Source organism: Prevotella sp. tc2-28, from assembly GCF_900107705.1.
Lineage (GTDB): Bacteria > Bacteroidota > Bacteroidia > Bacteroidales > Bacteroidaceae > Prevotella.
On the sequence record NZ_FNRE01000007.1, the window covers coordinates 80,487 to 103,372 of the forward strand.

General features: G+C 50.0%; 25 protein-coding genes and 1 tRNA gene. 13 read left to right on the plus strand and 13 right to left on the minus strand.

Annotated elements, in window-relative coordinates:
• The first annotated feature begins 127 nt into the window (after window positions 1–127).
• Complete coding sequence (locus BLU47_RS07790; RefSeq protein ID WP_255402120.1) at window positions 128–1,009, plus strand: glycosyltransferase family 2 protein; 882 nt, start codon at window positions 128–130, stop codon at window positions 1,007–1,009.
• A gap of 48 nt (window positions 1,010–1,057) precedes the next feature.
• Here BLU47_RS07790 and BLU47_RS07795 read toward each other — a convergent pair whose 3' ends face one another.
• Entirely contained in the window at window positions 1,058–1,846 is a 789-nt protein-coding gene (locus BLU47_RS07795; RefSeq protein ID WP_255402121.1) for a DNA alkylation repair protein, read from the minus strand.
• 3 nt (window positions 1,847–1,849) lie between these two features.
• Window positions 1,850–2,491, minus strand: coding sequence for a cytidylate kinase-like family protein (locus tag BLU47_RS07800; protein ID WP_091960770.1), 642 nt, complete (start codon window positions 2,489–2,491; stop codon window positions 1,850–1,852).
• A 235-nt stretch (window positions 2,492–2,726) separates the two neighbouring features.
• Between BLU47_RS07800 and BLU47_RS07805 the strand changes: the two genes are divergently transcribed.
• The 8 genes from BLU47_RS07805 (at window position 2,727) to BLU47_RS07840 (ending at window position 10,803) form a co-directional block, all read left to right on the plus strand.
• Complete coding sequence (locus BLU47_RS07805) at window positions 2,727–3,725, plus strand: hypothetical protein (RefSeq protein ID WP_091960773.1); 999 nt, start codon at window positions 2,727–2,729, stop codon at window positions 3,723–3,725.
• Between the two features lie 130 nt (window positions 3,726–3,855).
• Window positions 3,856–4,743 carry a hypothetical protein gene (locus BLU47_RS07810; protein ID WP_091960776.1) on the plus strand — a complete coding sequence of 296 codons (888 nt, stop codon included), beginning with the start codon at window positions 3,856–3,858 and terminating at the stop codon, window positions 4,741–4,743.
• A 284-nt stretch (window positions 4,744–5,027) separates the two neighbouring features.
• Window positions 5,028–6,248: an AAA family ATPase gene (locus tag BLU47_RS07815; protein ID WP_091960778.1), complete on the plus strand. Its 1,221-nt coding sequence runs from the start codon at window positions 5,028–5,030 to the stop codon at window positions 6,246–6,248.
• Window positions 6,249–6,359: 111 nt separating this feature from the next.
• Entirely contained in the window at window positions 6,360–7,271 is a 912-nt protein-coding gene (locus BLU47_RS07820) for a DUF6371 domain-containing protein (RefSeq protein ID WP_143025502.1), read from the plus strand.
• Window positions 7,272–7,424: 153 nt separating this feature from the next.
• The gene (locus BLU47_RS07825; RefSeq protein WP_091960784.1) at window positions 7,425–7,733 is read left to right on the plus strand and encodes a type II toxin-antitoxin system RelE/ParE family toxin; all 309 of its coding nucleotides are present in this window, start codon (window positions 7,425–7,427) and stop codon (window positions 7,731–7,733) included.
• Window positions 7,734–7,743: 10 nt separating this feature from the next.
• A complete protein-coding gene (locus tag BLU47_RS07830; protein WP_091960787.1) occupies window positions 7,744–8,043 on the plus strand; it encodes a HigA family addiction module antitoxin in 300 nt (99 codons plus the stop codon).
• 254 nt (window positions 8,044–8,297) lie between these two features.
• Window positions 8,298–8,876 (plus strand): HU family DNA-binding protein, encoded by a 579-nt coding sequence (locus tag BLU47_RS07835; protein WP_091960790.1) that lies wholly within the window; start codon window positions 8,298–8,300, stop codon window positions 8,874–8,876.
• Between the two features lie 202 nt (window positions 8,877–9,078).
• Window positions 9,079–10,803 carry a PI-PLC domain-containing protein gene (locus BLU47_RS07840; protein WP_176780498.1) on the plus strand — a complete coding sequence of 575 codons (1,725 nt, stop codon included), beginning with the start codon at window positions 9,079–9,081 and terminating at the stop codon, window positions 10,801–10,803.
• Between the two features lie 59 nt (window positions 10,804–10,862).
• On the opposite strand, the gene BLU47_RS07845 is transcribed toward BLU47_RS07840, so the two are convergent.
• A tRNA-Arg gene (locus BLU47_RS07845) sits at window positions 10,863–10,939 on the minus strand.
• Between the two features lie 84 nt (window positions 10,940–11,023).
• Between BLU47_RS07845 and BLU47_RS07850 the strand changes: the two genes are divergently transcribed.
• Entirely contained in the window at window positions 11,024–11,821 is a 798-nt protein-coding gene (locus BLU47_RS07850) for a TrmH family RNA methyltransferase (RefSeq protein WP_091960796.1), read from the plus strand.
• Here the strand turns inward: BLU47_RS07850 and rsxA are convergent.
• From rsxA to BLU47_RS07885, 7 genes are all read right to left on the minus strand, one after another.
• Window positions 11,818–12,420, minus strand: coding sequence for an electron transport complex subunit RsxA (gene rsxA, locus BLU47_RS07855; RefSeq protein ID WP_091960798.1), 603 nt, complete (start codon window positions 12,418–12,420; stop codon window positions 11,818–11,820). The two genes, BLU47_RS07850 and rsxA, sit on opposite strands and share 4 nt — an antisense overlap.
• Before the next feature lie 37 nt (window positions 12,421–12,457).
• A complete protein-coding gene (gene rsxE, locus BLU47_RS07860; protein ID WP_091960800.1) occupies window positions 12,458–13,039 on the minus strand; it encodes an electron transport complex subunit RsxE in 582 nt (193 codons plus the stop codon).
• Between the two features lie 39 nt (window positions 13,040–13,078).
• Entirely contained in the window at window positions 13,079–13,669 is a 591-nt protein-coding gene (locus tag BLU47_RS07865; protein ID WP_091960802.1) for an RnfABCDGE type electron transport complex subunit G, read from the minus strand.
• Complete coding sequence (locus BLU47_RS07870) at window positions 13,666–14,670, minus strand: RnfABCDGE type electron transport complex subunit D (protein WP_091960805.1); 1,005 nt, start codon at window positions 14,668–14,670, stop codon at window positions 13,666–13,668. Before BLU47_RS07870 ends, BLU47_RS07865 begins: the two co-directional genes overlap by 4 nt.
• A gap of 67 nt (window positions 14,671–14,737) precedes the next feature.
• Window positions 14,738–16,117: an electron transport complex subunit RsxC gene (gene rsxC / locus BLU47_RS07875; RefSeq protein ID WP_091960808.1), complete on the minus strand. Its 1,380-nt coding sequence runs from the start codon at window positions 16,115–16,117 to the stop codon at window positions 14,738–14,740.
• Window positions 16,114–17,010 carry a Fe-S cluster domain-containing protein gene (locus BLU47_RS07880; RefSeq protein ID WP_091960811.1) on the minus strand — a complete coding sequence of 299 codons (897 nt, stop codon included), beginning with the start codon at window positions 17,008–17,010 and terminating at the stop codon, window positions 16,114–16,116. The genes rsxC and BLU47_RS07880 overlap by 4 nt, the downstream gene beginning before the upstream one ends.
• 39 nt (window positions 17,011–17,049) lie before the next feature.
• Complete coding sequence (locus tag BLU47_RS07885) at window positions 17,050–17,463, minus strand: SoxR reducing system RseC family protein (RefSeq protein WP_091960814.1); 414 nt, start codon at window positions 17,461–17,463, stop codon at window positions 17,050–17,052.
• Window positions 17,464–17,619: 156 nt separating this feature from the next.
• On the opposite strand from BLU47_RS07885, the gene BLU47_RS07890 reads away from it, so the two are divergent.
• Entirely contained in the window at window positions 17,620–18,060 is a 441-nt protein-coding gene (locus BLU47_RS07890; RefSeq protein WP_091960817.1) for a hypothetical protein, read from the plus strand.
• A gap of 10 nt (window positions 18,061–18,070) precedes the next feature.
• On the opposite strand, the gene BLU47_RS07895 is transcribed toward BLU47_RS07890, so the two are convergent.
• Together BLU47_RS07895 and BLU47_RS07900 are read right to left on the minus strand one after the other, a co-directional pair.
• The gene (locus BLU47_RS07895; protein ID WP_091960820.1) at window positions 18,071–18,376 is read right to left on the minus strand and encodes a hypothetical protein; all 306 of its coding nucleotides are present in this window, start codon (window positions 18,374–18,376) and stop codon (window positions 18,071–18,073) included.
• Between the two features lie 13 nt (window positions 18,377–18,389).
• Window positions 18,390–19,292 carry a glucosaminidase domain-containing protein gene (locus tag BLU47_RS07900; protein ID WP_091960823.1) on the minus strand — a complete coding sequence of 301 codons (903 nt, stop codon included), beginning with the start codon at window positions 19,290–19,292 and terminating at the stop codon, window positions 18,390–18,392.
• Between the two features lie 70 nt (window positions 19,293–19,362).
• On the opposite strand from BLU47_RS07900, the gene cdd reads away from it, so the two are divergent.
• Complete coding sequence (gene cdd, locus BLU47_RS07905) at window positions 19,363–19,836, plus strand: cytidine deaminase (RefSeq protein WP_091960826.1); 474 nt, start codon at window positions 19,363–19,365, stop codon at window positions 19,834–19,836.
• Here the strand turns inward: cdd and BLU47_RS07910 are convergent.
• Window positions 19,823–20,398, minus strand: a complete 576-nt coding sequence (locus BLU47_RS07910) for a TetR/AcrR family transcriptional regulator (protein ID WP_176780499.1) — start codon at window positions 20,396–20,398, stop codon at window positions 19,823–19,825. The two genes, cdd and BLU47_RS07910, sit on opposite strands and share 14 nt — an antisense overlap.
• Window positions 20,399–20,570: 172 nt before the next feature.
• Here BLU47_RS07910 and BLU47_RS07915 point away from each other — a divergent pair, with 172 nt between their 5' ends.
• Entirely contained in the window at window positions 20,571–22,871 is a 2,301-nt protein-coding gene (locus BLU47_RS07915) for an NADP-dependent malic enzyme (protein ID WP_091960832.1), read from the plus strand.
• Window positions 22,872–22,886 lie beyond the last annotated feature (15 nt).

The window sequence follows — 22,886 nt, forward strand, 5'->3', positions numbered from 1 at the left end:
TTATCTTCTTTGGTTTGGTTTAACTTCCGTAAAACGCCGCAAAATTACAACTTTTCACCCGAAACGAGCAAATAAAATCGATAAAACTGTCCTTTATAACTTTTTTTGATTATTTTTGCAGGCAATTATGAGCAGTTTGTCGATTCTCATCCCCACCTACAACGACCGTTGTGTCGCATTGGTCACAGCACTCCAGCAACAGGCGGAGTCGTTGGCTGTCGACTACGAGGTCATTGTGGCTGACGATGGTTCTACTGATGCCGATGTTGTCGCTGACAATCGTCGTGTCAACGAGTTGCCACATTGTCGGATGATAGAGTCACCTCATAATCAGGGACGAGCAGCCATCCGCAATCTGCTGGCTCAGGAGGCCCGTCATGAGTGGCTGCTCTTCATCGACAGCGATATGCAGGTCTGTCGCCCCGACTATCTGCAACGCTACCTCACGGCTTGTCAGGAGGCTGATGTCGTCGACGGGGGTGTCGAGATAGCACCCCTCCAGCCTGGCAATCTGCGTTCACTCTATGAGAAAGTTTCTGAACAGCAGCATGTCGTCGAGCGTCGTCGTCAGTCGCCCTATCAGGACTTCCACACGGCCAACTTCCTGATTCGCCGTTCCCTCATGCTCGCCCATCCCTTCGACCTCCGTTTCCGTCGTTACGGCTATGAGGATGTGCTTTTGGGCAAGCAACTCGAACAAGACGGCATCGCCATTCTCCACGTCGACAATCCCCTACTCTTCGGCACCTTCGAGACCAATGCCGCATTCGTCAGCAAGACGGAGGAAGGTCTGCGAACGCTATACCACTTCCGTCGTGACTTGCAAGGCTATTCGCGCATGCTTGTCCACGCCCGCCGACTGGCTCCCATAGCACCGCTCGTCCGACTGTGGCACCGTATCTTCGCAAAAGTGGAGCGTCGCCATCTTACCGGTCAACACCCCACTATCTTCGTTTTCCACCTTTATCGGCTAGGTTATTTCCTCACGCTATTCCGTGACGATGCTTAGCGTTCCGTTCCGGAACTTTTCCGTCCACTAGGCGTTCAGCAGTCCTTGTTAACCATTTAGCCACCCCCTTCTTTCCTCCTCACTCATCTTCTCAATGGCATAGCGCAACATCGTGCGAGGCATCTCGTGTGCATGCTGACGCAGGAACCCGCGGAGCAAGTCCATCGAGCACCGTTTTCCCATCTCCCTGAGCATCCATCCCACCGCCTTATGCATCAAGTCGTGTGGGTGATGCAGATGAACCTCAGCATACCTCAGGCACCACGACGGGTCTCCCGCCTGCGACGTCTTCCACGTACACACCATACTGATGCGTTGTTTCCACAGGCAATCGCTGGCTGCGAGTCCATCAAGAACGGTTAGTTTATCGTTTGTATCTCCTAAATTGGTAGGCAACAGCAACCAATGTCCCAGAATCTTCGGAGCCGACAAGTCCACCAAATCCCAGTTGTTCGCCTGCTCCCCATACTGCAGATACATCGTCACGATCTCATCACGCTTCCGGATAGCCTCTGCATCATTTATCAATCGCTTCAACGAAAGTTTCTCAAACTGATCCACCAGTATCAGCAGTCCGCACAACCTCACCTCATGCCATTTCGACAGCAGCAAGTCAGGTACCTCACTCAAAGGGAAATCCTTCGCGGCAGCCTTAACCACCTCTCGCGTCTGCGGCACTTTCAACCCCAGGAACTCATCACCCTCGCCATACTCACCAGGACCCGTCTTAAAGAACCCCATGAGCACTCGTCGCTGCTGCTCATTCCGCAACGACTCCATGTATTCAATAATCTCCTTTGCCGTCACCTTTTCCGTATGGGCTTCATTGTAACGCATTAACTACTCAATGAACATCAGAATCTGATTTGCAATCTGTTCCTCGGTCTTGCCCTCCGCATTGAATACGAGGTCGTAGTTACGAGCCTCATAGCGGGAAGTGCCAGTAAATCGATTCACGTAATTCTCGCGCATCTTATCCACCTTCTCAATGATACTACGGGCTTCCTCTTCAGAGATATTCTTTTTGGCGGCAACACGTGCCACACGGTAAGCCATTGGTGCATGAACGAGTACACTTAAATGGTTAGGATGGTTTCTGAACATGAAGAACCCACAACGGCCCGCAATGACACACGACTCCTCCTCTGCAATCTCATGCAAGATCTCCGCCTCCGCCTTAAACACGTTTTCAGTAGTCAACACATCAGGCTCCTTACCATATTTCGTAAGACAGTAACTGCTGTCAACCATTCCTTCGCCGATGCCTGCGATGCGCTTTAAGCCTTCCCACCATCTGATTTCGCGCCCTCTCATCTTCTCAATTTCCTCAGCTGTCAGGTTATACTTCTCTTCTAAAGCCTTGATGAGAGCCTTGTCGTAGAAGGACACACCCAGTTTGTGGGCCAGAATCTCGCCAATGGTACGACCGCCACTACCTAACTCACGATTAATGGTGATTACAAATTTCTCATTCTTATTCATAGTAGTGTATATTTATAATTTGTACATCATTTCTTCAATAGCTTGATACATTCGTCTATCGTCATATCAAACGCATTTACGTTGCAAAGATACGAATAAGCGAGCAAAATACAAAAGGGAAACTCGTTTTTCTTTTTTATTGTCGATACGAAATCTTTGGGAATAAAAACACTTTTGGGTGGAAAAAAGTGCGGAAAAGTTGCGAATATGAGGAAATGTAGTTATCTTTGCAGATATGGACAAGGACACCTACGAGAAGCGAAAAGCCTTTGCCGGCGAAAAGATACCATCTATGAAACGGCGCTTTGTTGGACACGACTACACCAGACGTGGAATTTACATGGTGACGCTTACCGTTGAAGGACGCAAGAACTTGTTTGGCCGTGTCTATGGCAACAGCAACGACCCCCGTATAGAATTGACCCCTCTGGGCAGCGCCGTCAGAGATGAATGGTGGAACATACCAACCTACCATCCTGAGGTCAAAATATTCGAGCTTCAAATGATGCCCGACCATCTGCATGGCATCCTTTACATCAGCGAGCCTCTAAGCTGCGGACTAAGTGGTATCATCAGGGGCTTCAAGACCGGCTGCGGGCGGCATTACCGTCAATTAATTGCTCCACTGTCTGCTGCGACTGAGTCGCAACGGACCATGAAGGGGAGCCATCCTAAGCACGGACTACTCTTCGAGCCAGGCTTCAACGACTTGGTACTACGCAACAATGACGAATATCAACGCTGGAAGCACTACCTGCGAGACAATCCCCGGCGCTTGCTCATGAAACGCGAGCGCCCAGAACTATTAAAACCTTTCTTTGATTTGAAGCATGGCTCTTATACCTACAACGGTATCGGCAACCGTGCCCTACTCTCCGTTCCATGTCGCATGGCCGTCCGCATATCACGACGCATAATTGGCCAGCAGTTACAAGCCGAAGCTGCCCGATACATCCATGCTGCGCACAATGGTGCAGTGCTCATATCCCCAGCCATATCCCCAGGTGAAAAAGAAGTCATGCGTCAGGCTTTCAACCAGCATCTTCCCATCATTGTTGTAGCCCGCAACGGCTTCACCCCGTTGTCCAAACCCAAGGGAGAGCAGTTCGATGCCTGTGCCGATGGGCGCCTACTGATACTCTCCGCTTGGGAGCACTCCAACGAACGCCTGTCGCTTACTGCCTCCGACTGCCAGCAAATGAACCTCATGGCCCTCGAACTTGCAGAGGGATAACACTCCCTTTGTTTCCTAATGGTGTCGCATTTCGCGACGCCATCATTTTTGTTAAAAAGTTGAAGATAATTGCAATTGTTTGCGGGAGATTGTTGGAGGAATCAGAAAAAAGTTGTATATTTGCAGACATATGAACAATAACACTGATTTTCTTCCAAAATTTACACTCGATCAGTTAGCCGATCGTGTAGCCATGAAATTGGCTTACTTTAATCGCCGTTTAACTCCAGAAAATGTGTGGGATTTAGAGGCTGTTATAAAACCTTGTCAAATGATTGAGGATGAACCTCGAAGTGTAAATTCTGTCATTTTAGAAGCTAAGAATAATAACAATATCTTTGAACAAGGTACTAATATTAGGTGGTGTCATGCCAGACTAACATGCGTTTACATCCTTTTGTATTATCGGAACCGCGATAATAAATTGTTCAGAGAAGCGTTCTGTCAGCTCATTTATAACATGGGGACTTATGGTGCCGACAATATTCTGAAGGTTAAAATCAATCAGGAGATTGACAAAATCATAGAACAAGATACACTTATTGAACAGGCTCGAAAGTCTAAAGAGGCTCAGCAGAAGGATGACAATCAGACTACAACAGATTATAACAGAATAATTGAGGAACAGCAGAAGCAGATAGATAAGCTTACTATTGAAAATGGTAAGCTGAAAGAAGAAAACGACAAATTATCATCGCCCACTGAAGCAGCCATCAAACTGAATGCTGAGATTAGTAGGCTGAAAAATGAGAAAACCGAAATACTGAAAGAGTTGCTTCTGCCCATATTTTTTAACCAAGAAAACGATGTGGTGGATTTTCTTGACAAGATAAATGGCCTGCAGGACAATGAGATAACAGATTTAGTTTATGAGTGGGCGCACAAAGAAAGGAAGATATCCACAAAGCAATGTAATAGCCCCTTATGGAAAATTCTGCATGCTTTCAAATACTACAATGCCACATCCACGAATTGGGATACAGCTTTAAGGAATCATCCAAAAATAAATAGTAAATAGCAGCGACAAAAGTCACTGCTATTTTATTTGCCAAATTTGCCAGGTTTGTCATAATCTGGCAAATTGTCTATTTTCTGTTTGTTTTTATTTGTTGAATAAATGAAATATACTTTTTAAGACAAGAGATAGGAAAGACATACGTAATTTTGCTGCCGTTATAACATACTGACGGCATTCCAAACCGAGCACGGGCCGTCGGACTGTCGGCATGATTCACAACAAGTGCCCCTTGCTAAGTGACCGGCAGCGTGCAAGCTTGTGGGACATTAATACTCACTAACGTTATGTTATCAGGTATTAACGACCAAGAGACGCAGGCAGAGAGCCTGCAGAACGTTCAGCAGCAGAATGCTGGTGGACAAGTAAACAGCCAAGCTGTGAATAACGGCGAGGATGTTAACAATAAAACGATGGTTGCTACCGTCAACGACATTGTGGGTGAGGCTGTCAACCAGCCAACTGCTGAGGAGCAGCAGAAGGAACAGCTTCTTCAGGTGCTTCGTGAGACACGTATCCGTACTGATACGGAGGTGCCACCAGAGGAATATGCTTTAGAGGTGGACGGTAAGGGTATCTTTGCCCTGCGTGACATTCATGCTATCAAGGCCAAGCAAAAAGCTGGCAAGACGACGGCTCTGAAGGTATTCATCGCGGCACTCTTGCTGGGTGTAATGTTCCGTGTGAAGTCGCTACTGGAGAAGCCCAGTATCCTCTACTTCGACACAGAGCAGAACCGCACCGACACGAAGCTTATCCTGGAGGATGTTGCACAGATGACGGGACTGTCGTCTGAGGTCATCGACTCGCAGGTGTCGCTCCATTCGCTGCGCCGCATTAACCAAGAGCAGTTGCTACCACTGCTTAAGTTAGCTCTTGAGGAAGAGAAACCTCAAGTGGTGATGCTCGACGGCATTGTGGAATTCGTAGCCTCGTTCAACGACGAGACAGAGTCGAAACAACTTATCAAAGAGTTGTTGAAACTCAGCGACCAGTACAGCAGCGCCATTGTCTGTGTGCTCCATACCAACAAGGCTGACGAGGATCACAACATGCGCGGTCACTTGGGAACAATGCTGGCTCAAAAGAGTGCTACGGTACTGGAGTGTGTCAAGGAGAAAGGCAGTAGCGTTATCACTGTCAAGTGTTCTGAGGCCCGTCATGAAGAGATGCCCGAATGGAGCATCACCTTCGATGCTGAAGGGCACATCATTGATGCCGACGAACAGCGTCGCCAACTGCTTGAACAGCGTAAGGCCGAGCAGCTTCAGAAGCGTCAGGAAGCCCTTGACAAGGAGAGGAAGGAACGTCTTGAGAAGTGCCTGTGCATACTCCGTGATAAAGGAGGTGTCGTCAGCCGCAAACAACTGACGGAGATTCTAGTTAATGTTCTCGATCGAAAACGTCCTACTGTTGCAACGTACATCTCTGAATGGGTGAAGGATGGCAGCCTTGTTGAAGTAAACGGTATGATTCAGGTGTCCAACGACCTAGCTCTGCCCTTCTAACCGCGATAAGATTTTTGTTTGTTGTCGGAGCCGCCTATATATATAGCGGCTCCAACAACGAACGAGAATCGCCAACAAATTTAATTATAAACAACAAAAATATTTATGATTATGAACACAGATTTTCGTTATCAATTAGAGTCCAAGCGACTCACCGGACATCAGCCCGTGAAGCTGACTTGTCCGCACTGTGGTAAAAAGAAGTGCCTGGTGCGATACGTCGATACCCGCAACGGGTTCCACTACGTTGCCGACACCGTAGGTAAGTGTGACCACCAGCACTCTTGCGGCTACCACTACAAGCCGTCGGACTACTACCGTGACAACCAGTGGGCCACCGAACCCAAGGCCAATCCGGACAATTACTGCCAGCCTAAGCCGCTGCCGCCCTTTCAACCGCTGCCCATGACCTTCGTCAATCGCAGCCACTCGCCCCGCAGCATCTTCTGGCAATGGATGATGACAGATTTTGCCATGCACATCGGCATCACCCAAGAGCAGTTACATAAGGTGTTTGAAGACTATCTTGTCGGGGCCACCCGCAAAGGCAATGTCATCTTCTGGCAGATTGACCATCAAGGCATGGTTCACGCTGGACACATCATGCAGTACCGCATAGACGGTCATCGCAATGGTTTCCAGGGGTGGACCCACATACCGCTGATGCGAACGGGATTACTACCACCCGACTGGCAGCTCTACCAGTGTCTTTTCGGCGAGCATCTAATAACCCGTCGTCCCGATGCTCACATCTGTATAGTAGAAAGCGAAAAGACCGCATTGGCCATGGCAGCCTGTCAGCCAGAACACCTTTGGCTGGCTACAGCAGGTAGCAGTGGATTGTCACCTGAAAAGTTAGCGTGTCTGCGTGGACGTCGTGTCACACTGTTTCCCGACAGTGGCTGCTATGATAAGTGGAACGAGCAAATGTCACACGTCAAAGACATAGACTACAACATTTCAAATAGCCTGGAGCAGTATCCGCCCAATACAGACCTGTGTGACCTCCTCCTCGAAGGATGATTTTTCCGCGACCACACTCCAAAAATTTCTCCTCCGCACTCGAAAAATAATTGCTGTGCGGAGGAGAAATTTTAGATATTTACAAAATAATCTTCACTAAATTTGTGAATTTAGAAAAGAATGCTTACCTTTGCAACATAAAATGTCAGCAATATGGTCATTGAATACGAAAAGGACTATCTGGAAGAACTCTATAACGACGGGAAATGTACAAACAAGAAGTACCGCTTCCAAAAACAAGTCGTTACAAAGTATCAGAAGCGCATTGATACACTGATGGCTGCTACTCGCATAGAGGACCTATTTGTTTTCAACTCGCTTAATTTCGAAGCACTTGACAATGGCTATTTCTCCATACGTATAGACTATCACTATCGTCTGGAGTTCAAAATAAGAAAAGAGGGAACAGAACCTATTGTGACAATTTGTACAGTAACAGACATAACAAACCATTATCAATAAGGAGATAAACATGAACAGAACAACGACACATCCGGGAGACATACTGAAGGAAGAATTGGAGGCAAGGGGGATTTCACAGAAGAAGTTCTCCGAGGTGCTTTCTATTCCTTATACACAGTTGAATGAGATTCTCAACGGCAAGCGCCCCGTTACTACCGATTTTGCATTGATGATGGAGGCGGCTCTTGGCATCAATCCTGAGCTACTTATCAATATGCAGACACGTTATAACATGTCGGTGGCCAGGCAGAAGAAAACGCTTCTCGCACGACTTGTGGATATCAAAAAAATATCAGCTGCCGTGTTTTAGGTCTCTTCTTCTTAGAAGGCTAAAATCCATAGTCCTGATGCTTTGGCATCGGGGCTTTTTTATGACATAAAGCGTAGTCAAGAAAATAAGCAATTTTTAACATAAATCACTGAAAATAAATGGGTTAAAATTTGGAATTATCGCATTTTTTTTGTATCTTTGTAGGGCAAATAAGGATAACAAATGGCGGGATGCGGCCACCCGATGTAGCTGGTCGCAGAATGGTTTTAACGTAAAAAGATTGTTTCAGGATTATGTCTTTAAAAGTTAAAGCAAAGGAACGCGAATTCAAGGTCGGCAAGTATGCAGGCACGTATCGCTACGTGATGCTGCCCGAACTGTATTCGCAGCTTGTTCCGGAGAAGGTTATCCGTGAGGCAGCTCTCCGCTCGGGCGTGAGCCAGGGCGTGATGCAGGCCTGCTGGGATGCCGCCGGAGAAGTGATCAAAGCGTGGGCTACCGAAGGTCACTCGGTAGCGCTCCCGGGACTCGGAACCATGCGTTTCGGACTCTCGGCCACCAGTGTGGCTGACGTCAACGACGTGAAGGCAAGCCTTATCACGACGCGTCGTATCATCTTCACACCAGCTACGGATTTGAAGCAGGAGCTGAAGGAGACGGCTGTGGTCATCACGTGCTACGACCGCAACGGCAATGAGGTGAAGCGCGTGACCAGCACCGACGACGGTACCATTGAGGAACCGGACAACACGACCGAGACTGGTGAGAACGATGGTGGCAGCACCGGCGGCAATACCGGCGGCAGCACCCAGGGTGGTGACAACCAAGGTGGAGACAGCGGCAGCATCATCGACGGAGTTGACGAGGGCTAAACGACTGAGCCCAAAGTGGAAAAGGGGACTGGCAATCAATGCCGGTCCTCTTTACTTTTGACATGGGGCATACGTAAACGTTATAGTAAAAATAGGTAATACATGATGAGTGTTTATACAGATATAATCTGTATCTTTGCACCCCGATTTGATAGCAAAGATTGTTTTTAAAGTGGTTTATATTTCAAGAAACATGAAAGAAATGAGAAATTGGATGTGTGCCACCATCCTGACACTTTGTGGCACATTATGTCTTACGATGACATCCTGCAGCAATGACGACAACGCCTCTAATCCTGTAGAGAATGCCGAACAGAGCAAGTACACCGCTGATCAGATACAGACGATGGTGCTTGGTGGTTGGTTGGACGAGATGCAGCTCACCTTTTCCGACAATGTACGACTCTACGACATCAGCGACAAAGGCCAGTGTGACATCTATGACTTCACCTTCGATGACGATGATGAAAATGTTGAAAACATCGTTACCTACAACGGCACATGGGGTGTCACCAACGACCTCAGCAAGCTCCACTTCGTCGACCAGCTTAACATCAAGGATTACGAACTGGTGGGAGGTCTGATGGTTGATGCCAAGAAGAAGGTCGACGAGAGCGACGAGACCTATAAGATTCTCGCCGAGAACGGATGCATCTTCGATGCAGTATTGAAAGACACCATGGCTATCCTGCGCGACAAGTCGACAGGCGGCCTAACGTTCATCAATCGCACCGACGCCAGTCTGATAGCGCTGATTCTCGAGACAGGACAGTTCTCCAACGAGTCAGTAGCCAAAGCCGCCCAGCGTGCCCAGTCCATCACCCGCGCAGCCAGCGATCTTCCGATAGAGGAAAGAATCAAGAATATGGTCGACGTCAACAACTTGTTCAAAGTGCTTAATAAATCGATTGACAATCACGATTATATGGGGAAATACTACTTTAGTCTGAATCCCCGTATCTGCGACATGTCAATCCTCGGGGCTGGCGGAGTTCCTTCGACCTACCTGACCAAAGACCAAGGCAAATCCATGCTGACCAACTACAAGCGCCAGTATCTCTCCATCAAGGAGCTCTGGAATCTCGGTGTGCGCTACTTCGACCTCGGCACCATCTACGTGGCAGAAAAGGGTGGCGGCTACGGCTTCTACGATGAAGATTTGAAAAACTGCATTCCCAACGTCACACCCAGGCAAGTCTTCCAGGAGCTCCAGAGTCTGCTCAAGAAGTACCCCTCGGAGACCGCCATCATCATGCTCGACCAGGCATCGGGAGCTGACTCCAAGACGATGCAGTATGTCTCTGGATGGGTGTATAACGAACTCAAGGAAGTGTTCGGTCTCGACAAGCTCGTGCTGAACTATGGTCCCGACCTCCGTCTGAAAGACTGTTGTGGCAAGCTCATCGTGATGAACAACTACTCGGCTCCCCTTGCCGACAATCCCATGGGCGCCTGCATGCACAACGTATGGAGCAATGACATAAAGACCGGCGATGTCGAGTTCCCCAATGGCAAGAAGGGCAAGGTGACGGTTCAAGGCAATACCATGGTACTACTCTTTTCTGCCGTCGACAAGCGCGAGAAAGTCGAAAAAGCCCTGCAGATATCCGATGAGTCAGCTAAGTCCAGCGAGCCCCATTGGGTCATCAATCACGTGGCTGGCCGTTTTGGCGTTCCCAATTACGTCCTAAACTACATCGTGAATGCCAGCGTGCAGAACGAAGAAGTCGGTAAGTTTCTCCTGAAGAAAAAATATGCCAAGACCGGCATCATGGTAGTCGATTACGTCGGCATCGCCCAATCAGACAATTTCGCCATCACGAACACCCCATTTGGTGTTAACCTCATTGCCCCAATCATCGGTGCCAACTTCTACGCCAGCAAGAATCACCTGATTTCTCTTGACGAGGGCGACGTGGTGAAATAATCGCAAAAAGATAAACGCAAAAAAAGATGAGCAACCTAACCAGTTGCTCATTTTTTTCTTGGTGATCCGGTCGGGATTCGAACCCGAGACCCACAGCTTAGAAGGCTGTTGCTCTATCCAGCTGAGCTACCAGACCAAACCATTTCGGGGTGCAAAGGTACGAATAAGTGAGCAAAAAACCAAAGATTTTCGTTTTTTTATTGTATTTTTGCACGCAATTATGGCAATTATCGAGATTACATCGCTGAAAGAACCAGGCATTGAGGTATTCAGCACACTGACGGAGGCTCAGCTGCGCATGGAACTGGAACCAGAGAAGGGACTGTTCATCGCGGAGAGTCCGAAGGTGATACGCGTGGCGCTGGACGCCGGATGGGAGCCCACTGCCCTACTCTGCGAACAGAAACACATTGCGGGTGATGCCCGTGACATCGTGGACCGTGTAGGTGATATTCCCATCTATACGGGGAGTCGTGAACTGCTGGCACAGCTGACAGGTTATACGCTGACACGCGGTGTGCTGTGTGCCATGCGCAGGAAGAAGATGCCCTCGGTGGCTGACATCATCAAGGACGCCCGGCGCATCGTGGTGATAGAGGCGGTAACGGACACGACGAACATTGGTGCCATCTTCCGCTCGGCAGCAGCCCTGGGCATCGACGCGGTGGTGCTGACACGCGACTCGTGCGACCCGCTGAACAGAAGGGCCGTCCGCGTGTCGATGGGCTCGGTGTTCCTGGTGCCCTGGACGTGGTTGGACGGACCGGTAAAGACCTTGCAGGACTATGGGTTCCGCACGGCAGCCATGGCGCTGAAAGACGACTCCATCAGTCTGGACGACGCCCGACTGAAAGCCGAGGAGCAGCTCGCCATCATCATGGGGACAGAAGGCGACGGCCTCCCCTATCAGACGATAGAAGAGGCCGACTATACGGTAAGAATCCCGATGGCTCACGGTGTCGACTCGCTGAACGTAGCAGCAGCCGCTGCCGTGGCTTTCTGGGAACTAAGAGCTTAATCCAATCCGAACAGGACGCGAAGTCCTCCGTCGACACCTGAGAAGCCCATGAAGGCAAGGCTCAGCAGACCAGCCGACAGCATGACGATGGCCATGCCTGACATGCCCTTGGGAACCTTGACCAACTCCAGCTGCTCACGCATTCCGGCAAAGACGGTGAGTGCCAGTCCGAAGCCGATAGCGGTGGAGAAGGCATAGACCACCGACTGCAACAGGTTGTAGTCTTTCTGTATAACGAGGATGGCCACACCCAGCACCGCACAGTTGGTGGTGATGAGAGGCAGGAAGATGCCCAGTGCCTGGTAGAGGGCGGGTGACACCTTCTTGAGGATAATCTCAACCATCTGCACCAATGACGCGATGACGAGGATGAAGGCGATGGTCTGCAGATACTGCAAGCCGTTAGGCTCCAACACATAGGTCTGGACGCACCAGGTTACGATGGTGGCCAGGGTGAGCACGAAGGCTACGGCTGCCGACATACCCAGCGAGGTGTCCACCTTCTTGGAAACGCCCAGGAAGGGACAGATGCCGAGGAACTGCGACAGAATGATATTGTTGACGAATATCGCGCTAATGAAAATCAGTATATATTCCATAATGTAATTTACAATTTGACGATTTACAATTTACAATTTAGCTGCGCAACTTGTTAACAATCGCAATCAGGAATCCCAGCATGATGAAAGCACCCGGAGGGAGCACGAAGAGCAGGATGTTGTAAGTCTCGGGAACCAAGGTGAATCCGAATACGGAACCGGAACCCAGAATCTCACGACAGATACCCAGCAGGGTGAGTCCGAGGGTGAAGCCAAGTCCGATGCCGATGCCGTCGAAGAGTGAGGCTACGGGTGAGTTCTTGGCAGCAAAGGCTTCTGCACGACCCAGGATGATACAGTTGACCACGATCAACGGGATGAACAGGCCAAGGGCAGCATCGATGTCAGGCAGGTAAGCCTTGATGACCAGCTGAAGGATGGTTACGAAGGCAGCAATGACCACGATGAACACGGGGATGCGGACCTTGTCGGGAGTAACCGACTTCAGGCACGAGATGACAAAGTTGGTGCAGATGAGCACAGCCATGGTGGCGAGACCCATCGACATACCGTTCATGGCAGAGGTGGTAGTGGCCAGCGTAGGACACATACCCAGCATCAAGACGAACGTGGGGTTCTCCTTGACGATGCCATTCTTAATGATATCTATGTAATTCATAAACTTAATTTACAATTTGACCATTTACGATTTACTATTTTACTCTGCCGGTGTGGCTTTATAAGCCTTATAGGCATTGTTGACAGCTAAAAGGAATGCGCGCGAGGTGATGGTAGAAGCCGTGATGGCATCCACCTGACCGCCGTCCTTTGACACGGTGAGCGGCTCAGCAGGATTCTTGCCGATGACATCGCCCTTCTGGCCCTTCTGGAACCACTGGTCAGCCTTGGCACCCAGTCCGGGAGTCTCAGCATGCTCCAGCAGTGTGTAACCCAGGATATTGCCCTCGGGGTCGAAACCTACGAGCACTTTCAGGTCACCACCGAATCCCATCGTGGTAGACTCCACGGCAGCACCGAGGTCGTTGCCCTGAGCGTCTTTCACCTGATAGATGGTGAAGACCATCTCCTTGCCCTTGGCATCGTTCTGCTTCACCTCATCAGTCTTGGCAACGGTGAGGTCGTTGACGCACATGACAGACTTGATACCGTCGGCCAGTGCCTTCTCTTTCTGTTCTTTGATGGGTCCTTCCGTCAAGTGGTTGACGTAGGCCAGGATGCCACCCATGACAACAGCCACGAGGGTGAGCACCAGCACCATATTCAATAAAGATGATTCTAACTTCTTCATTTGGCTACCTCCCCAAAACGTTTTGGTTTCACATAATTGTTAATCAGAGGAGTGAAGGCGTTCATGATCAGGATGGCGAACGACATACCCTCAGGATAGGCTCCCCAGTTACGGATGACAACGGTCAGCACGCCAATGGCAACACCATAGATGAGCTGGCCCTTGCCGGTCATCGGCGAGGTGACATAGTCGGTAGCCATGAAGATGGCTCCAAGCATCAGACCACCGGAGAAGATGACAGAGAACGGATCGGCATAGATAGGATTGGCAACATGCATGATGGCTGCCAGGATGAACACGGTACCGATAATCGACACGGGGATGTGCCAGGTGATAATCTTCTTCCAAAGCATGTAAGCCAGACCCAGCAACAGGGCAAAGGCACAGATTTCACCCATGGCACCTGCGCCGTCGGGATGGTTGCCCAGGAAGAGGTCGAGGGCAGAAGGTATCTGGTCGAGATACTCCTGAGCCTTGTTGATATCGCCCGTCTTGATGGCCTGTTGCATCAGCGACAGCGGGGTGGCTCCCGTCTCGGCATCCAGATAAGCCCAGTGCTGACCAATCTTAGGCCAGGTGGTCATCTGTGCAGGGAAGGCTACCAGCAGGGCAGCACGTCCGACGAGTGCGGGATTGAAGAGGTTATTGCCCAGACCGCCATAGGTCATCTTGCCCACGCCAATGGCAAACAGGGCACCGATGATGATAATCCAGATGGGCAGGTTGGAAGGCAAGTTGAAACCGAGCAGCAGACCAGTCAGGATGGCAGAGCCGTCGCAGATGGTGTTGCGCTCGTTCTTAAGCATAAACTTATTGATGGCCCACTCGAAGAATACGCAGGCCGCAACGCTCGTTGCACAGACAATGGCTGAGCCAATGCCGAAGAAATAGAACGACACGAGGAGCGCAGGCATCAAGGCTATGATGACGCCATACATGTTCTTCTCGACGGTGTCGGTTCCATGTGCATGAGGCGATAGTGATACTATTAATTTTCCCATATTGAGAATTTACAATTTGACAATTTACTATTTACAATTTATTGTTCAATTTACTCATTTGGTAAATTTACTTTTTAGCAGCTGCTGCAGCGGCACGGGCACGGATGATACCCATCACCGTAGACTTGGCCTGACGGATATTGTCGAGCAAAGGACGGTGGGCAGGACACGTGAACTGGCACGAGCCACACTCGATACAGCTGACCACTTCCTCGTGTTCGGCACGCTCCCAGTTCTGCACGGCAGCAAGCTTAGCCAGCAAGTAAGGCTCAAGGCCCATCGGACAGGCACTGACGCACTTGGCACAGCGGATACAGGGGTTGGGCTCCTTGCGGAAGGCCTCTTCACCGGAAATGATGGTCACGGAGTTGGTTCCCTTGCAGATGGGCACCTCGACACTGGTCAGGGCCTTACCCATCATCGGACCGCCTGCCAGCAACTTGTTGTCGCCCTCGGGCATACCGCCACAAGCGTCGATGAGATCCTTCATCGGAGTACCCATACGAACGAGGAAGTTGCCGGGGTTCTGCAACTGCTTACCGGTCACGGTGGTATAGCGCTCGAACAGGGGCTTGTGCTTCATCACGGCCTGGTAGACGGCGAAGGCAGTGCCCACATTCTGTACGATAGCACCTACGTTGACAGGAATAGCTGGGGGAGCAGGTACCTGACGACGGATAACGGCGTCAACCAACTGTTTCTCACCACCCTGCGGATAGCGCTGCTTCAAGGGCACTACCTCGACGTGGTATGCTGTGCCTCCGAATACCTCGGCACACTTCTTGGTCAACAGTTCGATAGCGGGCATCTTGTTGGTCTCGATACCGATATAGCCGGTTGTCACCTTCGCACCCTTCATGAGGAGTTCAAGACCTACCAGTATCTCGTCGGCATGCTCCATCATCAGACGGAAGTCGGCGGTGATATAGGGCTCGCACTCTACGGCATTGATGATGACACACTCAGCCTTTGCCGTGGGAGGCGGACAGAGTTTGATAAAGGTGGGGAAACAAGCACCACCCATACCTACGACACCTGCCACCTTGATGCGCTCCACGATTTCCTCGGGAGTCAGTTCGGGATGGTCTTTCACCAGTTCCAGTTTGTCGGAACGGTCGATGCTCTCTTCCCACTCGTCACCCTCGACATTGATGATGATGACGGGCTTGCGATAACCGGTAGCATCGATAGCGGTGTCAATCTTGAAAACGGTACCGCTGACACTACTGAAGATAGGGGCTGAGACGAAACCGCCAGCCTCGGCAATCATTGTGCCTACCTTGACCTTGTCACCCTTGGCAACAACGGGCTTGGCAGGTGCACCAATGTGCTGAGAGAGGGGGAAGATGGCCTGCTTGGGAAGAGCGGCTACCTTGGTCTCCACATCGTGAGTCAGCTTATTCTCTTCGGGGTGTACACCACCTATTCGGAATGTTCTAATGTTCATGCTTGTTCCTCCTTTCTTTCTTCATTGCTAGTAGTAGCAGGTTCTGCGGTTTCCGGTTTGGGCTTCGGTGCCGGGAAATTAACAGCGTGGATGGCCTTGGTAGGACATACGGCAACACACTTACGGCACAGACGGCACTTGTTGAAGTCAATGTAGGACACATTGTTCTCGACGGTGATGGCTCCGAAGGCACACTCCTTCTCACACTTGCCACAACCGATACAAGCGGCCTTGCAGGCCTTCATAGCCACAGGACCCTTGTCCTTGTTGACACAAGACACGAAGACCTTACGACCCTTAGGACCTTTCTTGCGAAGCTCGATGATGTGACGAGGGCAAGCCTTGACACAGGCACCACAAGAGGTACACTTCTCTTCGTCAACCTCAGGAAGACCGGTCTCGGCGTTCAGGCGGATGGCATCGAACTGGCAGGCAGCGACACAGTCGCCACAACCCAGACAGCCGAAGCCGCAAGCGGTCTCACCGGCACCACAGGAGTTCATGGCTGCACAGGTGCGCAAGCCACTGTACTCTGCAATCTTGGGACGCATCTCGCATGTTCCGTTACAACGTACCACGGCAACCATCGGCTCACCGTTGGCAATGGCCATACCCAACAGGTCAGCCACTTTTCCCATCACTTCTGCTCCTCCAACAGGACACTTCAGTCCGTCGATGCTGCCAGCATCAGCACCCTTGACAAGGGCATCAGCCAAGCCACCGCATCCGGCAAATCCGCAACCACCACAGTTGGCACCAGGCAATTGTTCTGTCACCTGGGCAATGCGGGGGTCTTCATAGACTGCGAATTTCTTGGAGCAGACAAACAGTACAAGGGCGGCAATCAGTCCGATAGCTCCCAATACTGCTACTGCAATCAAAATGAAATCCATAAATTACAATAATTTGTTTTAGTTTAATATATATGTTTTCTATTGTTCAATGGAGAATGCCAGCTTCTCGCGCAGCCGATTGCGGAACAAGAAGAGCACACCATAGTAGGGCACCAGGGCTGCCAACGAACTCAAGGCAGCAAGACCCTCACGACCCGTCAGCTGGAGCACAGCATACAAGACGACGACCATCACGACGAAAGGGAGTCCGAAGCCCATCAGCAGGGCATGGGCAGCTACCTGGGTGGAGGCTGTCACGGTGACGGCATCGCCCACCTTCAGCCCACGCACATCGCAATGGTAGACATCAACGAGTTTTTCCTTCGACTCGGAGGCATTGCAATAGCCTGCCACCTTACAGGCAGCACATGCCGAGGTCTGGACAATGCGCACTTGTACGCTATCGCCCACAACATTTTCAACAACCCCCGAATGCTTTATTTTGTTGCTCATTAGTATTTCAAGTAGTATTAACAACGGCAAAGGTACTATAAAAATATGAAATACACACGCGAGAAAGAAGATTTTTTTGAAAAAAAACCGTAATCGTTTGCAATTTCACGCACTAATTCGTACCTTTGTCCCCACAATATAAAGCAAAAGCGTATAATGAAAGCTACAGAACAGACATTGCAACAAGTGGAACGCGCCATCCGAAAGATAGCCGAGAAATTCCCCAGTAACGAGGAAGCCAGTATGCTCACTGACATACACATCCGCGTGACCCAGGAGTCGGGAGAACTGATAGCCTTCGACGATGAAGAGAAAGAGATTACCCGGTGCATCGTGGAGCAATGGATTGACAACAAGGACTCTCAGTTCTACAAGGAAGTGGGAAGCACGTTGCGTTCTGTATTGGCCAAGATGAAGGAAACCATCGAAAAGATGTCTATCCTGAAACCCTACTCTTTTGTGCTGGAAGACGATGACCACGAAACGTTAGAGGAACTCTATCTGGTTGACGACGACATCGCCATCATCGACCAGGAACTGATGGCTGACCTGGACAAGGACCTGGATGCTTTCCTCGACAAGTTATTGAAAGAATAACACGTCCACCCTACTCTTTTCCCTGCAACATCCGCTCGATGGCATCAACAGCCTCCGGATGGGCTTCACCCTTGGCGTCCTTTGGGATGTCGGGGATGTAGACGCCGTCTTCCTTCATCCAGTCTTCCTCCTCTTCTTGCTTTTCTTTCTCCAAGGCCTCTATCTCCTCGTCTGACATGGTGCCAATGGTATTGTTGGGAACAGAATCGATTCCCATACGGGAACCTGGCATCTGCTGACCGTGATCATGGCGCACATGACAACCACACAGCATCATCAGCACCAAAAATGCGAAAAAGTAGGTCTTTATATTCATCGTCAGTATCGTTTTATCTTACCTTGAGCAAATCACCTGTATGTATCACATAATCAAGAGATAAATCATTCATCTTATAAAGGTTCTTGAGGCGAATGCCATAGCGCTGAGAGATGATATACATCGACTCACCGGGCTCTACACGATGGGGTCTGTTCTTAAACGCCTTGGGGGCCTTGCGAGCCTTCTTCTGCAACCAGATAATCTCGCCCTCCTCCAACGTGTCGTTCTTGTCGCGCTCATTATAACGAGCCAGTTTACGATAGGAGATATCCATCTCGTCTGCTATCCGACGGAAGGTGTCTCCACGTCGCGCACGTACATAATAATTCTTATTAAAGGCATACACCTGGCGCATCTCGCCCTGGCGCATCACCGTGTTCTGCTGTCTATAGAACTCCTTGCCCGTATCGTAACGATGCAACTGATAGGTCTCGATAATCTCTATCAGACGGGTGGCATAGGTCGGACTGGTGGCATAGCCGCAAGCCTTCAAACCCCTAGCCCACCCTTTGTAATCGGTACGCTTCAAGTCAAACAGGCGCCGATAGCGCTGACTGCCCGTAAGGAATTTGGAGTGATCGACGAAACTCTGGTAGGCATTGTCGTAGGCTCGGAAGCATTCGTTCCGCTCGTCGTCGTCATGATACGACTTACGACCTGTCCATCCGTTGCACTTGATACCGAAATGGTTGTTTGCCCTGCGTGCCAGTTCACTTTTTCCGGCTCCCGACTCAAGGACGCCCTGTGCCAAGGTAATGCTGGCAGGTATGCGGTATTGTATCATCTGCTGGACAGCTACCTCGCCCCAAGTATCGAAATAGTCGCTATAGTTCTTGTTCCACGTAACCTTCTGAGCAGAACCGGAAAGAAGGACTGCAAAAAGGCAAAAAGTAGCAATTATAGTTCGTTTCATCAATTTTCTTCGGAATTTCGATGCAAAAATAAAGAAAAATAATTATATTTGCAACAAAAATCGGAATATTATGGAGGAAATGATACTAAAAACCGAAATACAAGTAGCCCAACTGGATGAACTGACTGATACGGACCGCCAGTTAATAGACATGGCAATTGAGGCGACGAGTCGTTCGTATGCACCCTATTCCCATTTCTGTGTGGGAGCTGCCATTATCCTGAAAAACGGCAAGACATTTATGGGATGCAACCAGGAGAATGCAGCCTTCCCTGCCGGAATATGTGCTGAGCGCTCAGCCATCTTCGCTGCCGGTGCCCAATATCCTGACCAACCTGTCATGACGCTGGCCATCACTGCCCGGAATACGAAGGGAGAGCTGATTGACGAGCCAGCCAGTCCGTGCGGCACTTGCCGACAGGTCATCATTGAAACGGAGACACGCTTCAAACAACCCGTGCGCATCCTGCTCTATGGCAAGAAGCATACCTACGTCATCAATGGTATCAAGCAGCTGATGCCACTCTCGTTTACTGAATTTTAGCGATTGCCTCGTCCAGTTTCCTTATTCCCTGCTCTGTGCAAAGTCCACGGAGCGGAAGCAGGTAGAAACTGTCAAACAACTCTTCAGCAGGATATTGCTGAAGGAGCTGGTTAGACATGATGTAATCCCCGACAGCATCCATCAGAAGGGGAATCAGATTGAGATTCTTGCTTTTCTTGAAATAGCCCTCTTGGATGCCTTTATTGACGAAAAGCACGAATTTGTCACGGAAATATTCACGCGTGTTTTTAATATATTTCTCCACCTTGGGATATTTGATAATATCGGAAAAGAAAACCGGATTCACCATACGCGTCTCAGCCAACTTGAGACGATAGGCTTCCAGCACAATATCTATCACATTATGCCCTTGTGCAGCATATTCAGTTAAGGTGGCTACACGTTGGGCATTGTATTTCTTGATGCTCTGCAATAACAGTTCCTCCTTATCTTCGTAGATTTCATATAAGGTGCGCTTGGAAATACCCAACTGCTGTGCGATATCGTCCATCCTGACAGCACGGATGCCCTGACGGATGAATGCCTGCATAGCAGTATCCATGATTTTTTCCCTTAAAGCCAGGCGATAGGCACTAGAATCTTTCAAAACTTGCATAAATATCTACTTTCTGTTGCAAAGTTACAAAAAAATTAAAAAAATGATACGTTTTACACGAGTTTTTTGTATTTTTGCGCTCGGAAAAGAAAAAAGAACCCAATAATAATACACATTTATGGTAAAAATTTCTAAAGAGGCTGCCCTCGAATATCATGAAGCAGGACGCCCAGGAAAAATCGAAGTAAAGCCCACCAAGGCTTATCGTACGCAAACAGATCTCTCGCTGGCCTACTCCCCTGGTGTGGCTTACCCTTGTCTGGAGATTCAGCAGAACCCCGACGATGCATACAAGTACACGGACAAAGGCAATCTGGTAGCTGTTATCTCTAACGGAACTGCCGTGCTTGGACTGGGCGATATCGGTGCCATGAGCGGAAAACCCGTGATGGAGGGAAAGGGTCTGCTGTTCAAGATATACGGTGGTATCGACGTCTTCGATATCGAAGTAGCTGAGAAGGATCCCGAGAAGTTCTGCGAAGCCGTGGAGAAGATAGCGCCTACCTTCGGTGGTATCAACCTGGAGGACATCAAGGCTCCTGAGTGCTTCTATATCGAGGAACGACTGAAGCGCACACTGGACATCCCCGTGATGCATGACGACCAGCACGGAACAGCCATCATCTCGGCTGCCGGACTGAAGAATGCGCTGGAGGTGAACGGAAAGGACATCAGCAAGGTGAAAATCGTTGTCAACGGTGCCGGTGCAGCTGCCATCTCATGCACGAAACTATATATGGCCATTGGTGCCAGCAAGGAGAACATCGTCATGCTGGACTCCAAGGGTGTCATCTCGACAAGCCGTACCGACCTGAACGAGCAGAAGAAGTTCTTTGCCACCTCACGCACGGATATCCACACACTGGAAGAGGCTGTCAAAGGTGCTGACGTCTTTGTGGGTCTGTCGAAAGGTAACGTACTGACGAAGGACATGGTTCGCTCAATGGCCAACGACCCCGTCATCTTCGCACTTGCCAACCCCGTTCCGGAAATCAGTTACGAGGATGCCATGGAGGCTCGTCCTGACACGCTGATGTCAACAGGACGCACGGACTATCCGAACCAGATCAACAACGTCATCGGTTTCCCCTACATCTTCCGTGGTGCATTGGACGTTCACGCCACTGCCATCAACGAGGAAATGAAACTGGCTGCCGTATATGCCATCGCCGACTTGGCCAAGCAACCCGTTCCCGATGTGGTGAACGATGTATATAAGGTCAACAACCTAACCTTTGGACGTGACTACTTCATTCCGAAACCTGTAGACCCACGACTCATCACGGAGGTGAGTGCCGCTGTGGCAAAAGCTGCCATCGAAAGCGGTGTGGCTCGTCGACAGATTGAGGATTGGGACGAGTATAAGCGTTCGCTGTCTGTCCTGCTGGGACAGGAGACCAAGCTGACACAGAAACTCTATGCCACAGCTGCTTCCCACCCGCAACGCATCGTCTTTGCCGAGGCTGTTCACCCCACCATGCTCAAGGCTGCCGTACAGGCTAAGGCCGAGGGCATCTGCATACCTATCCTGCTGGGTAATGACGAGGTCATCCAGAAGATGGCTAACAAGCTTGACCTAAACATCGAGGGTATTGAGATTGTCAACCTGCGTCACCCCAACGAGATGGAACGCCGTGAGCGCTATGCCCACATTCTGGCAGAGAAGCGCCAGCGCGAGGGCTATACGTTCCAAGAGGCTAACGACAAGATGTTCGAGCGCAACTACTTCGGCATGATGATGGTGGAAACGGGTGAGGCCGATGCCTTCCTGACGGGTCTGTACACCAAGTATTCGAACACCATCAAGGTTGTCAACGAGGTCATCGGCATCCGTCCGCAATACAAGCATTTCGGTGCTATGCACATCATCAATTCTGCACGCGGAACGCTCTATATCGCAGACACACTGGTGAATGAGAATCCTGATACAGAGACCTTGATAGACATTGCCAAACTGGCGTCGAAGAGCGTAAAGTTCTTCAACGAGAAACCCGTCATTGGCATGATCAGCCACTCGAACTTCGGTAGTAGCCAGAGTGATGGTGCCCTAAAGGTAAAGCATGCTGCCGAATATATGCAAGAGAACTATCCTGACCTGCCCATCGATGGTGAGATGCAGCTGGGATTCGCACTCGACCGCGAACTGCGCGACGAGCAATATCCTTTCACCCGTCTGTTCGGCAAGGATGTCAACACGCTCGTATTCCCCAACCTGACATCAGCACGCAGTAGTTACAAGATGCTGCAGATGCTTGATGCTGACGTTGAAATCATCGGCCCGATTCAGATGGGACTGAACAAGCCTATCCACTTCGTTGACTTCGGAGCCTCGGTACGTGACGTTGTCAACATCGTAGCAGTAGCTGCTATCGACGCCTATGTCGACAAGGTGAAGAAGAGCATTTCCTTCGCAGAGTAAATACACGCTTTATCA